This window comes from Agromyces sp. NPDC055661 (genome assembly GCF_053618135.1).
The window spans coordinates 2,671,623-2,683,936 of the sequence record NZ_JBSHHC010000001.1; the positions used below are offsets into that span (position 1 = coordinate 2,671,623).

The following is a 12,314-nucleotide window of genomic DNA, read 5'->3' on the forward strand; positions in this document are numbered from 1 at the left end:
CCGCTGCGCATACAATCGAGCCCATGTGTGGAATCGTCGGATACGTCGGAGAGCGCAACAGCCTCGACGTGCTCATGGGAGGCCTTCGCCGCCTCGAATATCGCGGCTACGACTCGGCGGGGGTCGCGATCGTCGACGACGACGGCGTCATCGAGACGGCGAAGCGCGCCGGCAAGCTCCAGGTCCTCGCCGACGACCTCGCGGCCGCGCCGCTGCACGAGGGCAGCACCGGCATCGGCCACACCCGGTGGGCGACCCACGGTGGCCCCACCGACCGCAACGCGCACCCGCACCTCGGCGACGAGGGGCGGCTCGCGCTGATCCACAACGGCATCATCGAGAACTTCGCCGAGCTGAAGGACGAGCTCCTGGCCGAGGGCTTCACCTTCGAGTCCGAGACCGACACCGAGGTCGCCGCCGTGCTGCTCGGCCGCGAGTACCGCCGCATCGGCGAGCTCACCGAGGCGTTCCGGTCCACGGTCTCCCGCCTCGACGGCGCGTTCACCCTGCTCGCCGTGCACCGCAACCAGCCCGGCGTCGTCGTCGGCGCGCGCCGCAACTCCCCGCTCGTGATCGGCCTCGGCGAGGGCGAGAACTTCCTCGGCTCCGACGTCGCCGCGTTCGTCGAATACACGAAGCGCGCGGTCGCGATCGGCCAGGACCAGATCGTCACCATCACCGCCGATGGCGTCACGGTCACCGACTTCGACGGCGGGGCCGTCGAGGTCGAGCCGTTCGACGTGGCCTGGGACGCGTCCGCCGCCGAGAAGGGCGGCTGGTCCTCCTTCATGCGCAAGGAGGTCTCCGAGCAGCCCGAGGCCGTCGCGAACACGCTGCGCGGCCGGGTCGCCGACGGCCAGGTGCACATCCCCGAGCTCGAGGGCCTCGGCGACGAGGAGCTCCGCGGCGTCCGTCGCATCACCATCGTCGCGTGCGGCACGGCCGCCTACGCCGGCATGGTCGCGAAGTACGCCATCGAGCAGTGGGCGCGCGTGCCCGTCGAGGTCGAGCTCAGCCACGAGTTCCGCTACCGCGAGCCGGTCCTCGACGACGGCACCCTCGTCGTCTCGATCAGCCAGTCGGGCGAGACCATGGACACCCTCATGGCCGTGAAGTACGCGAGCGACAACGGCGCCCGTACGATCTCGATCTGCAACACGCAGGGCGCGACCATCCCGCGCGAGTCCGACGCCGTCGTCTACACGCACGCCGGGCCCGAGGTCGCGGTGGCCTCCACGAAGGCGTTCGTGGCGCAGATCGCCGCGCTCTACCTCTTCGGCCTGCACCTCGCGCGCGTTCGCGGCACGCTCGACGACGAGGCGCTCGCCGAGAACCTCGCCGAGCTGCAGGCCGTGCCCGAGAAGCTCAGCACCGTGCTCGAGCAGGCCGAGCGCGTCGAGCAGCTCGCGCACTGGATGGCCGACACCCGCTCGGTGCTCTTCCTCGGCCGGCACGTCGGCTACCCGATCGCCCTCGAGGGTGCGCTGAAGCTCAAGGAGCTCGCGTACATCCACGCGGAGGGCTTCGCGGCCGGCGAGCTGAAGCACGGTCCGATCGCGCTCATCGAGCCGGGGCAGCCGGTCTTCGTGGTGGTGCCGAGCCCGCGCGGGTCGGCGAACCTCCACCCCAAGGTCGTGTCGAACATCCAGGAGATCCGCGCCCGCGGCGCCCGCGTCATCGCGATCGCCGAGGCCGGGGATGCCGCGGTGCTGCCCTTCGCCGACGAGGTGATCCGCATCCCGCTCGCCGCGCCGCTGTTCGAGCCGCTGCTCGCGGTCGTGCCGCTGCAGGTGTTCGCGATGGAGTTGGCTCAGGCGAAGGGCCTCGACGTCGACCAGCCGCGGAACCTCGCGAAGTCCGTGACGGTGGAGTGACGACGGGGCGGGAGGTCGTGTCGTGATCGTCGGGATCGGCATCGACGTGGTCGACATCGTGCGCTTCGAGCGCTCGATCACGCGCACCCCCGGCCTCGTCGAGCGCCTGTTCGCCGAGAGCGAACGCGATCGCCCCGCCAGGTCCCTCGCGGCCCGGTTCGCCGCGAAGGAGTCCCTCATCAAGGCGCTGGGCGGCCACACGATCATCCGCTGGCACGAGATGACCATCGTGTCGGACGTCGACGGCAACCCCGACTTCCGGCTCACGGGCGGCATGGCCGAGCACATCCGGCTGCTCGGCATCGACCGCGTGCACCTCTCGATGAGCCACGACGCGGGCATCGCGAGCGCGTTCGTCGTGCTCGAGTCCGATCGGAGCGCCGGGTGAGCGAGACCCCGTCGACGGATGCCGCATCGCGTCCGTTCCGCGAGGCCGTCGTCGACCTCGACGCCGTGCGCGAGAACGTGGAAGCGCTGATCGCGCAGGTCGCGCCCGCACGGGCCATGGTCGTGGTGAAGGCGGACGCCTACGGCCACGGCGCCGTGCCGGTCGCCCGGGCGGCGCTCGCCGGCGGCGCGGCATGGCTCGGGGTCGCCGACCTCGACGAGGCGATCGCGCTGCGCGACGCGGGCATCGACGCGCCGATCCTCGCCTGGCTGCACGACCCCGACGCCGACTTCGCCCGGGCCGTGCGGCGGAACGTCGACGTCGGCGTCTCGTCGATCGGGCAGCTGCGGGCCGTCGCGGCGGCCGCGGCATCCGTCGACGGCATCGCCCGGGTGCACCTGAAGATCGACACCGGGCTCAGCCGCAACGGCGTCGCGCCCGAGGAGTGGGACGAGGCGGTCCGCATCGCCGCCGCCCTCGAGGCCGACGGCCTGGTGCGGGTGCGCGGCGTCTTCAGCCACCTCGCGAACACCTCGCCCGACGAGGACGCCGCGCAGCTCGCCGCCTTCGAGGCCGCGCTGGCGGCGGCATCCGGCGCCGGGCTCGACCCCGAGGTACGGCACCTCGCCTCGACCGCGGGGGCGCTGCGCCGCCCCGACTCGCGCTACGACCTGGTGCGCCTCGGCATCGGATGCTACGGCGTACCGCCGTTCGGCGACGGCACGACGGCCGCCGAGCTCGGGCTCCGGCCCGTCATGACCCTGCGCGGGCGCGTCGCCGCCGTGCGCCGCATCGCACCCGGCACCGGCGTCTCGTACGGACACGTATGGCGCGCCGACCGGCCCACGACGCTCGCGCTCGTGCCGCTCGGGTACGCCGACGGGGTGCCGCGGCAGGCGTCGGGCCGTGCGGAGGTCTGGCTGGCCGGAGCGCGCCGGCCCGTCGTCGGGCGCATCGCGATGGACCAGTTCCTCGTGGCGGTCGGCGACGACGCCGTGGCCGTCGGCGACGAGGTCGTGCTGTTCGGCGACCCGGCGACCGGCGCGCCGTCGGCCGACGACTGGGGCGACGCGGCCGACACGATCGGCTACGAGATCGTCACGCGCGTCGGGCCGCGGGTGCCGCGCACCTACGTCGGAGGCGCCTGATGCGCGTCGACGCCCCCGACGCGGCGGCGATGGAGGCGTTCGGCCGGGAGCTCGCCGGCGGGCTCCGCGCGGGCGACCTCGTGCTGCTCACGGGCCCGCTCGGCGCGGGCAAGACGACGCTCACGCGCGGCATCGGCGACGGCCTCGGCGTGCGCGGACCGGTGCAGAGCCCCACGTTCGTGCTCGCGCGCACGCACCCGAACCTCGCCGGCGGGCCGCCGCTCGTGCACGTCGACGCGTACCGGCTCGAGAGCGCGCTGTACTTCGACGACCTCGACCTCGACTTCGAGCGTTCGGTGGTCGTCGTCGAGTGGGGCGCCGGCCTGCTCGACGGCGCGTCCGACTCGTGGCTCGAGGTCCTCATCGAGCGGCCGGAGGGCATCGCGGTCGCGCCGGCGGATGCCGCGGACGCCGAGCACCTCGGCGCCGACGAGCCGCGCGTGCTCGAGCTCCGCGGCTACGGCCCGCGCTGGGCGGGAACCCCCTTCGAGGCGTCCCAGTAGGCTGGATCCATGCTCCTCGCGATCGACACCTCGACGGGCACGAGTGTCGCCGTCGTCGATCGCGACGGCGGCATCCTGGCCGAAGCCGGCACCGACGACACCATGCGGCATGCCGAGGTCGTGGGCGAGCTCATCCGCGACGCCCTCGCCGGTGCGGGCGTCCGCCCGGCCGACCTGTCGGGCGTCGCGGGCGGCATGGGCCCGGGGCCGTTCACCGGGCTCCGCGTGGGGATCGCCGCCGCGCACGCGTTCGCGGTCGGCATCGGCCGGCCGTTCGTGCCGGTCGTGAGCCACGACGCCGTGGCGTGGTCGTGGTACCGCGCGGGCAACGAGGGCGCGCTCCAGGTGCTGACCGACGCGCGCCGGCGCGAGTTCGCCGTGTCCGGCTACGACGGGCTCGACGACGACGAGCTGCCGGTGCGCGTCGAGGGCCCGGTGCTCTGTCCGCGCGACGACGTGCCCGACGCCGTCGGCACGCGCCTCGAGGCGCACTACGTGCAGGCGGGCGCCGTGGGCATGGTCGCCGAGCTCGCCTTCGCGGCGCGCCGCCTCCCACTCGCCGAGGACTCGCCGCTCTACCTGCGCGCGCCCGACGTGACGCCGTCGCCCGGGAAGCGAGTGCTGCAGTGAGCGTGTTCATGCGACGGGCGAAGGTCGACGACCTCGAGGCGATCATGCGGCTCGAGCGCGAGACCTTCGTGAACGACGCGTGGCCCGAGGCATCCATGCGCCGCGAGCTCGAGAACCCCGACGCGTACTACCTCGTGGCCGTCGACGACGACGCCGAGGACCCCGAGCGGCGCCTCCTCGGCTACGCCGGCCTGCTCGCGCCGCCCGACGGCGGGCAGGGCGACATCCAGACCATCGCGGTCGCCGAGTTCTCGCGCGGGATCGGCCTCGGCCGGGGCCTCATGCATGCGCTCATCACGGCGGCCCGCCGCAAGCACGTCGCCGAGATCTTCCTCGAGGTGCGCGCCGACAACCCGATCGCGCGCACGCTGTACCGCTCGCTCGGCTTCGTCGAGATCGGGGTGCGTCGCGGGTACTACCAGCCCGACGGCGTCGACGCGATCTCGATGCGGCTCGAGGTGCCGGCCGCCGTCACGCGCCCCGCGGCATCCGGGACCGGCGCATGAACCGCGCGGCGCCGCTCGTGCTCGGCATCGAGACGTCGTGCGACGAGACCGGGGTCGGCATCGTGCGCGGGACCGACCTGCTCGCGAACGTCATCGCGTCGTCGATGGAGGAGCACGCGCGCTACGGCGGCGTGGTGCCCGAGGTCGCGGCCCGTGCCCACCTCGAGGCGCTCGGCCCGACGATCGACGCGGCGCTCGCCGAGGCCGACGTGTCGCTGTCCGACGTCGAGGCGGTCGCGGTGACGAGCGGCCCAGGACTCGCCGGTGCGCTCATGGTGGGCGTCGGCGCCGCCAAGGCGCTCGCGCTCGCGCTCGACCGGCCCATCTACGCCGTGAACCACCTCGTCGGCCATGTCGGCGCCGACATCCTCGACGACGCGGCGCCGCTCGAGACGCCGACCATCGCCCTGCTCGTCTCGGGCGGGCACACCTCGCTGCTGCTCGTGCGCGACCTCGTCTCCGACGTGGAGCTCCTCGGCGAGACGATCGACGACGCCGCGGGCGAGGCGTTCGACAAGGTCGCGCGGCTGCTCGGGCTGCCGTATCCCGGCGGGCCCGAGATCGACCGCGCCGCGATCGGCGGCGACCCGGCGGCGATCCGGTTCCCGCGCGGGCTCACGCAGCCGAAGGACCTCGCCGCGCACCGCTACGACTTCAGCTTCTCCGGGCTCAAGACCGCAGTGGCGCGCTGGGTTGAGCAGCGCGAGGCCGCGGGGGAGCCCGTGCCGCTGGCCGACGTCGCGGCGAGCTTCCGCGAGGCCGTCGTCGACGTGCTCGTCTCCAAGGCGATCGCCGCCTGCACCGACCTCGGCGTGCCCCGCCTGCTGCTCGGCGGCGGCGTCGTGGCGAACGCGCGGCTCCGCGAGGTGGCCGAAGAGCGAGCGGATGCCGCGGGTATCGCGCTGCGCATTCCGCCCCTCTCGCTGTGCACCGACAACGGCGCCATGATCGCCGCCCTGGGGGCGCAGCTCATCATGGCCGGACACGGTCCCTCGAGCCTCGGCTTCGGCGCCGACTCGACGCTTCCGGTCACCGACATCCAGGCGTGATCGCACCGCGCGGAAGGCTGTGCGCGGCCGATCCGGAGCGATAGTGTGTGCAACGTAAGCGGATGTCGCGAACACGCGCGCCGCCGCCGGCGCCCGGGTGTGGCGCGGCGACCATGTGAATCCACAGCACCGAGGGGACAACGACCGTGACCGATCCGAACCTTCCCGAGCAGCAGCCCGGCGGCGCGGTGCCGCCGCCCCCGCCTCCGCCGCCGCCCGCTCCCGCCTACGGCGCGCCGCAGCCGCCGCAGGCCCAGCCGCCCGCGGCTCCCGCGTACGGCCAGCAGGCTCCCGCCTACGGCCAGCCCGCACCGGCCTACGGCCAGCCCGCGGCCGCCTACGGCGGCCCGCCCGCCAAGAAGACCAACGTGCTCGCGATCGTCTCGCTGATCGCCTCGATCGCCGGCTTCGTCATCGCCTGGGGCATCGGGTCCATCGTCGGCATCATCTGCGGGCACATCTCGCTCAGCCAGATCAAGAAGACGGGCGAGGAGGGACACGGCCTCGCCGTCGCGGGCCTCATCGTCGGCTACATCGGGCTCGCGCTGGCGATCCTGTCGGTCATCATCATCGCCATCGTGTTCGGTGCGATCGCCGCCAACGGCGGATTCGACCGGTACCAGTATTGAGCGCCGCCCACTCCGACCAGATGAAAGGCCGATGACATGAGCGATCCCAAGAACCCCGACGCCCCCGGACCCGAGGAGCCCACGGTTCCGACGCCCGAAGAGCCCACGGTTCCCTCGGAGCCCGAGCCGACGTTCCCGTCGCCGACGGAGCCGTCCGTCCCCGACGCGCCGTCGGCGCCGCCGGCCCCCGAGGCGCCCGGTGCTCCGGGTGCGCCCGAGGTGCCGTCCGCGCCGGTGCCGCCGTCCGCGCCCGAGCCTCCCGCTCCGCCCGCGCCGCCGAGCTACGGCGCCGCGACGCCGCCTCCGCCGCCGCCCCCCGCGCCGGGCTCTGGCGCCCCCGCCGCGGCGGCCGACGGTTCGCCCTACGGCGCCCAGCAGCCCGCGTACGCTGCCCAGCAGCCGGCGTACGGCACGGGCCGCCCGCCCGGATACGGCGAGCCCGGCTACGTCGCACCTGCCGCCTACGGCACGGCCGCTCCGGCGAAGCCGACGCCCGTGTTCAGCCTGATCTCGCTCATCGCGGGCATCATCGGCGTGGTCGGTGGATTCGCGGTGGTGTGGATCCCGATCGTCGGCGGCATCATGCAGCTGATCATCCCCGCCGGCGCCGTCGTGCTGGGCTTCATCGGCCGACGGAAGGAGCCGGCCGCGAAGGGCATGTGGCTCACGGGCATCATCCTGGGCTTCGTCGGCATCGCCATGGCGCTGCTCTCCGTCATCTTCTGGAGCATCGCCTTCGCGACCTTCCCGAACTACGTCGACTACACGTACTGAGGACACCGATGACCGATCGCGAAGGGGTCCCGCCCACGGGCGGGGCCCCCGACCGTTCTGAGGCCGAGGCATCCCCGGTCGCGGCATCCGATCGCGGCGACGACCGCGACGCCGAGGCGTTCGTGTCGCCGCCGACCGAGCCGACGCTGCGCGCCGACCCCGCCGTGCGGGAGTTCGAGGTGCCGTTCGACACCGGCGAGCTGCAGCGGGTGCCGACCGGTCAGTTGCTGGTCGTGCATCGGCAGGACCTGCCCGACCGAGCGTCCGCCGACGACGAGGAGCAGGACGACACGCAGCGCCGCGTCTACAGCTGGGTGGCCGCGGTCATCGGCGTCATCGGCGCCGCCGCCTCGCTGTTCGTCGGCTGGATGCTGCCCCTGTCGATCGCCGCGCTCGTCTTCGGCGTGCTCGGCCTGCGCCGCGAGGAGGAGGGCCGCACGCTCGCGTTCGTCGGCATCGGCACCGGCATCGCCGGACTCGTCTTCTCGGCCGTCTGGATCGGCTACTACGCCATCGTCTTCGGGGCGCTCCCGCACTGACGGCGGCTCAGACGCGCTCCACCAGGAGCACCACGTGGCGGCCCTCCTCGCGCGTGAGGACGATCGTCGCGCTCGCGTCGCCGCGCAGCTTCAGTCGCGTGCGCAGTCCCGCCGGGTCGACGTCGACGCCGCGCTTCTTGATCTCGAGCGTGCCGATGCCGCGCGCCGCCAGCGTCCGGCGCAGCTGCCGCTCGTCGGCGGGCAGGCGATCCAGCACGCGGAAGCCGCGCGCGAACGGCGTCTCGAACGCGGTGTCGGCGGTGAGGTACGCGATGCCGGCGCTCAGCATCCAGGCACCGTTCGCGCGGGCGAGGTCGCCGATGAGGCGGGCGCGGATGACGGCCCCGTCGGGCTCGAAGAGGTAGTCGCCGAGGGGACCCGTCGGGGCGTCCTCGCTGTCGGCCGGCGCCGTGAGCTCCGCGGCGCCGTCGTCGCGGATGACGAGCGCCGCCCGGCCGATGCCGGGACGCGCGACGGCGCCGAGCCAGACGGCGAGCTCCACCACGTCGCCGTCGACCGACACCCACTGCGCCTCGGCTCCCTCGGGGATGACGTCGCGGTCGGTCCCGGGACCGAGCTTCACGCCGACCGGCAGCCGGTCGGCCAGCCCGAACGCGAAGTCCAGGCTCGGCGAGTAGTCCGCGGCATCCGCGAGTCGTCGGGTCGTGCCGCCCGAGGTGGTGCGACGGGCCGGGTCGAGCCAGGCGCCGCCGATGCCGCCGAGGGGCACGTCCTCGGCGGTGGCGTGCAGCACGCGCGCCTTCGGGAACGGCGTGAGGTTGAACGCGGCGATGGCGGCCGTCACCTCGTCGGCCTCGGCCGCCGTGACCTCGAGGTCGACGGCCGCGAGGGCGAGGGCGTCGCCGCCGATGCCGCAGCCGAGGTCGGCGACGTGGGCGATGCCGGCGCGCGCGAAGCGGCCCGCGTGCAGCGCCGCGACCTTCAGCCGGGTGGCCTGCTCGAGCCCCGCCTCGGTGAACAGCATGCGCGACGCGAACTCGCCGAACTTCGCGTGGGCCTTCGCGCGCAGCTTCGACTGGCTGAGCACGGCGGCCACGAGGCCGGGCGGATGCCCCTGCCGGCGCAGTTCGGCGACGGTGCGCACGATGTCGGACTTCGAGTCCCACTCGGGGAGCTGGTCGAGGAGCCGCAGTCCCTCGGGGGAGAGGAGTTCGACGAGGTCGGCGCGGTCCACCCGGCCACGCTAGCATCGCGCACCGGGGACTTCCGAGCACTGGCACTCACGTTGCACGAGTGCCAAATCGCGCCTAGACTCGGCTTAGCACTCTCGCAATGAGGCTGCTAATCAGTCTTCGCAAAAGACAGTCACTCGCAAACAGAGAAGGGGTCAACCGTGTCGGTTTCCATCAAGCCGCTCGAGGATCGCATCGTCATCAAGCAGGTCGAGGCAGAGCAGACCACCGCGTCGGGTCTCGTGATCCCCGACACTGCCAAGGAGAAGCCCCAGGAGGGCGAGGTCGTGGCGGTGGGCCCCGGTCGCATCGACGACAACGGCAACCGTGTCCCGCTCGACGTGGCCGTCGGCGACAAGGTCATCTACTCGAAGTACGGCGGCACCGAGGTGAAGTTCGGCGGCGAGGACTTCCTCGTGCTGTCGGCCCGCGACGTGCTCGCGGTCGTCGTCCGCTAGGTCGACACGAACCATCCGAGGCCCGGACGCCCAGCGGCGTCCGGGCCTCGTCGTGTCCGTGGCGGGATGTCGAGGCACGTCGGCAGCCGCCCGGGCCGGGGGCATCCGACGCCGGGCGTAGTCTGAGCGGGTGTCATCCCGCTCCGAGACCGAGACCTCAGCTCCGCCCGCGCAGCGCGCCGCGGTGAGCCGGTCGGGGCTCGCGTTCGCGATCGCGGCCTACGCGCTCTGGGGCTTCCTCCCCATCTACTTCATCGCCCTCGAACCGGCCGGACCGATCGAGATCGTCGGATGGCGCGTGCTGCTCTCGCTCGTCTTCTGCCTGCTGCTCCTCACCGTGACGCGCGCCTGGCGACCGTTCATGGCCCTCGTGCGCGATCGACGCGTCCTGTTCACGATGGGGCTCGCGGGCGTGCTCATCTTCGTGAACTGGTCGACGTACGTCTACGCGACCCTCACGGGCCAGGTCGTCGAGGCGGCGCTGGGGTACTTCATCAATCCGATCGTCACCGTGTTCCTCGGCGTGCTCGTGCTCCGCGAGCGACTGAACCTCACCCAGTGGATCGCCGTGGGCATCTCGATCGTCGCGGTCATCGTGCTCGCCATCGGCTACGGCCAGCTGCCGTGGATCGCGCTCGTGCTCGCGTTCTCGTTCGGCTTCTACGGGCTCATCAAGAAGCGGGTGGGACCGAAGGTCGACGCGGTGTCGGGGCTCACGCTCGAGACCGCGTGGCTCGCGCCGCTGGCGGTCGCGCAGCTCGTGTTCGTCGCCATGACCAGCGGGCTCACGATGGGCACGGTCAGTCCGTGGCACAGTGCGCTGCTGCTCATGGCCGGTGTGGTGACGGCCATCCCGCTCCTGCTCTTCGCCGCGGCATCCCGTCGCCTGCCGCTCATCTTCATGGGCTTCATCCAGTACTTCGCGCCCTTCATCCAGTTCCTCGTGGGCGTGTTCATCCTCCAGGAGCCCATGCCGCCCGAGCGATGGATCGGATTCGGCCTCGTCTGGCTCGCCCTCCTGGTGCTCACGTTCGACCTCATCCGCAGCGCCCGGTCGGCGCGGCGTGCCCCGGTCGAGCCGATCTGACGGAGCCCGTCGGGGCATCGGGCCCTCGTCCGGGGGCCACGCGCGATCTGCGCGTCGCGGCGGTCCCACACGACGATTCCGTGCGCGCTCGCGCAGGAAGGTGTCGGCAAGGTAACGATTCCGAGGGTGTTACACGGTTGTGACCGGGTTCCCTTGTTTCCTCCAGAGGCGGGCAATACTGTCAAAACCACGGCGTCGCCAGACGCTGCTTTGTGTACCAGTCCTTCAGTCCCAAGGAGCAACATGAGCGTATTCGCGAAGGCCACGGCCTCGCGCTCGGCTCGCGCAGTCTGGACGGGGGTCGCCCTCGCCGGCGTCAGTGCCCTCCTCCTCACCGCGTGCAGCTCGGGTGCCCCGGCCCCCGCCGAATCGGAAGCACCGACCGAGTCGGCCGGCGACGCCCTGCCCATCGAGGCCGGCGACCGCGACCTGACCCTCAAGGTCGGCACGATCCTCCCGCAGAGTGGAACGCTCGCCTTCCTCGGCCCGCCCGAGGAAGCCGGTGTCGCGCTCGCCGCGAAGGAGATCAACGAGGCCGACATGGGCATCAACGTCGAGGTCGTCTACCGCGACTCGGGTGACACCACCACCGACATCGCCACCGTCTCGGTGACCGACCTCCTCTCGCAGGACGTCTCGGCCATCATCGGTGCCGCGTCGTCCGGTGTGTCGTTCACCGTGATCGACCAGATCACCGCCGCCGGTGTCGTGCAGTTCTCGCCGGCGAACACGTCGCCCGACTTCACCGACTACGAGGACAACGGCCTGTACTTCCGTACCGCGCCGTCCGACCTCCTCCAGGGTGAGGTGCTCGGCAACCAGATCGCCGAGGACGGCGCTTCGACGCTCGGCCTGCTCGTCCTGAACGACCCCTACGGCACCGGCCTCGCGGCCGCGACCAAGGAGGCCTTCGAGGCGGCCGGTGGCGAGGTCGTCGCCGAGGAGCTCTTCAACACGGGTGACTCGAACTTCGACGCGCAGCTCTCGTCGATCAACGCCGCGAACCCCGACGCCGTCGCCGTCATCACCTTCGATGAGGCCAAGGTCGTCGTTCCGGCGCTCGTCGGCTCGGGCTACCCGGGCGACCAGCTGTACTTCGTCGACGGCAACCTGGCCGACTACAGCGCGGACTTCGCGCCCGGCCTGATCGCCGGCGCCAAGGGCACGCTGCCCGGCCCGAAGCTCGAGGACGACTTCCGCGACCGCATGCTGGAGGTCAACCCCGACCTGGCCGACTTCAGCTACGGTCCCGAGTCGTACGACGCGCTGATGCTCATCGCGATGGCGGCGTACGCGGCCAACAGCACCGATGGCACCGACATCGCGGAGTACCTCCGTCAGGTGTCGGGCGGCACGGGTGACGGCGAGGTCGTCAACACCTTCGGCGACGCTGCGAAGCTCCTCACCGAGGGCCAGCAGATCGACTACGACGGTGCGTCCGGTCCCATCACGCTCGACGAGCACGGTGACCCGACCGAGGCGACCATCGGTATCTACCAGTACGGCGACGACAACACGTACACGCGCATCAACTAG

The 12,314-nt window shown here is 72.4% G+C and carries 14 protein-coding genes; 13 read left to right on the forward strand and 1 reads right to left on the reverse strand.

Translation table 11 applies throughout. The annotated features are described in order from the left end of the window. The first annotated feature begins 23 nt into the window (after positions 1–23). The 10 genes from glmS (at position 24) to ACWGO8_RS12425 (ending at position 8,040) form a co-directional block, all read left to right on the forward strand. Positions 24–1,874: a glutamine--fructose-6-phosphate transaminase (isomerizing) gene (gene glmS, locus ACWGO8_RS12380; protein ID WP_452043312.1), complete on the forward strand. Its 1,851-nt coding sequence runs from the start codon at positions 24–26 to the stop codon at positions 1,872–1,874. A 22-nt stretch (positions 1,875–1,896) separates the two neighbouring features. After that, the gene (locus tag ACWGO8_RS12385; protein WP_376953996.1) at positions 1,897–2,262 is read left to right on the forward strand and encodes a holo-ACP synthase; all 366 of its coding nucleotides are present in this window, start codon (positions 1,897–1,899) and stop codon (positions 2,260–2,262) included. Then, positions 2,259–3,410, forward strand: a complete 1,152-nt coding sequence (gene alr / locus ACWGO8_RS12390) for an alanine racemase (protein ID WP_452043313.1) — start codon at positions 2,259–2,261, stop codon at positions 3,408–3,410. The genes ACWGO8_RS12385 and alr overlap by 4 nt, the downstream gene beginning before the upstream one ends. Next, positions 3,410–3,913 carry a tRNA (adenosine(37)-N6)-threonylcarbamoyltransferase complex ATPase subunit type 1 TsaE gene (gene tsaE / locus ACWGO8_RS12395; protein WP_452043314.1) on the forward strand — a complete coding sequence of 168 codons (504 nt, stop codon included), beginning with the start codon at positions 3,410–3,412 and terminating at the stop codon, positions 3,911–3,913. The genes alr and tsaE overlap by 1 nt, the downstream gene beginning before the upstream one ends. A gap of 9 nt (positions 3,914–3,922) precedes the next feature. Then, a complete protein-coding gene (gene tsaB, locus ACWGO8_RS12400) occupies positions 3,923–4,543 on the forward strand; it encodes a tRNA (adenosine(37)-N6)-threonylcarbamoyltransferase complex dimerization subunit type 1 TsaB (protein WP_452043315.1) in 621 nt (206 codons plus the stop codon). Then, positions 4,540–5,049, forward strand: coding sequence for a ribosomal protein S18-alanine N-acetyltransferase (rimI, locus tag ACWGO8_RS12405; RefSeq protein WP_452043316.1), 510 nt, complete (start codon positions 4,540–4,542; stop codon positions 5,047–5,049). The genes tsaB and rimI overlap by 4 nt, the downstream gene beginning before the upstream one ends. After that, positions 5,046–6,098: a tRNA (adenosine(37)-N6)-threonylcarbamoyltransferase complex transferase subunit TsaD gene (gene tsaD / locus ACWGO8_RS12410; RefSeq protein WP_452043317.1), complete on the forward strand. Its 1,053-nt coding sequence runs from the start codon at positions 5,046–5,048 to the stop codon at positions 6,096–6,098. The genes rimI and tsaD overlap by 4 nt, the downstream gene beginning before the upstream one ends. 146 nt (positions 6,099–6,244) lie before the next feature. After that, positions 6,245–6,727, forward strand: coding sequence for a DUF4190 domain-containing protein (locus ACWGO8_RS12415; RefSeq protein ID WP_376954005.1), 483 nt, complete (start codon positions 6,245–6,247; stop codon positions 6,725–6,727). A gap of 36 nt (positions 6,728–6,763) precedes the next feature. After that, positions 6,764–7,501, forward strand: a complete 738-nt coding sequence (locus tag ACWGO8_RS12420) for a DUF4190 domain-containing protein (protein WP_452043318.1) — start codon at positions 6,764–6,766, stop codon at positions 7,499–7,501. A gap of 8 nt (positions 7,502–7,509) precedes the next feature. Continuing rightward, positions 7,510–8,040: a DUF4190 domain-containing protein gene (locus ACWGO8_RS12425; RefSeq protein WP_452043319.1), complete on the forward strand. Its 531-nt coding sequence runs from the start codon at positions 7,510–7,512 to the stop codon at positions 8,038–8,040. A gap of 7 nt (positions 8,041–8,047) precedes the next feature. Here the strand turns inward: ACWGO8_RS12425 and ACWGO8_RS12430 are convergent, their stop codons facing one another. Then, positions 8,048–9,235, reverse strand: a complete 1,188-nt coding sequence (locus tag ACWGO8_RS12430; RefSeq protein ID WP_452043320.1) for a THUMP-like domain-containing protein — start codon at positions 9,233–9,235, stop codon at positions 8,048–8,050. 159 nt (positions 9,236–9,394) lie between these two features. Here ACWGO8_RS12430 and groES point away from each other — a divergent pair, with 159 nt between their 5' ends. The 3 genes from groES (at position 9,395) to ACWGO8_RS12445 (ending at position 12,314) form a co-directional block, all read left to right on the forward strand. Further along, positions 9,395–9,691 carry a co-chaperone GroES gene (gene groES, locus ACWGO8_RS12435; protein ID WP_022889766.1) on the forward strand — a complete coding sequence of 99 codons (297 nt, stop codon included), beginning with the start codon at positions 9,395–9,397 and terminating at the stop codon, positions 9,689–9,691. Positions 9,692–9,821: 130 nt separating this feature from the next. After that, positions 9,822–10,778, forward strand: coding sequence for an EamA family transporter RarD (gene rarD / locus ACWGO8_RS12440; RefSeq protein WP_452043321.1), 957 nt, complete (start codon positions 9,822–9,824; stop codon positions 10,776–10,778). A 243-nt stretch (positions 10,779–11,021) separates the two neighbouring features. Continuing rightward, positions 11,022–12,314, forward strand: a complete 1,293-nt coding sequence (locus ACWGO8_RS12445) for an ABC transporter substrate-binding protein (protein WP_452043322.1) — start codon at positions 11,022–11,024, stop codon at positions 12,312–12,314.

Excerpts from the sequence above, each read along its gene's own strand:
- glmS (WP_452043312.1), top strand. The coding sequence starts at position 24 with ATGTGTGGAATCGTCGGATACGTCGGAGAGCGCAACAGCCTCGACGTG.
- tsaE (WP_452043314.1), top strand. The coding sequence starts at position 3,410 with ATGCGCGTCGACGCCCCCGACGCGGCGGCGATGGAGGCGTTCGGCCGG.
- tsaB (WP_452043315.1), top strand. The coding sequence starts at position 3,923 with ATGCTCCTCGCGATCGACACCTCGACGGGCACGAGTGTCGCCGTCGTC.
- tsaD (WP_452043317.1), top strand. The coding sequence starts at position 5,046 with ATGAACCGCGCGGCGCCGCTCGTGCTCGGCATCGAGACGTCGTGCGAC.
- ACWGO8_RS12420 (WP_452043318.1), top strand. The coding sequence starts at position 6,764 with ATGAGCGATCCCAAGAACCCCGACGCCCCCGGACCCGAGGAGCCCACG.
- ACWGO8_RS12425 (WP_452043319.1), top strand. The coding sequence starts at position 7,510 with ATGACCGATCGCGAAGGGGTCCCGCCCACGGGCGGGGCCCCCGACCGT.
- ACWGO8_RS12445 (WP_452043322.1), top strand. The coding sequence starts at position 11,022 with ATGAGCGTATTCGCGAAGGCCACGGCCTCGCGCTCGGCTCGCGCAGTC.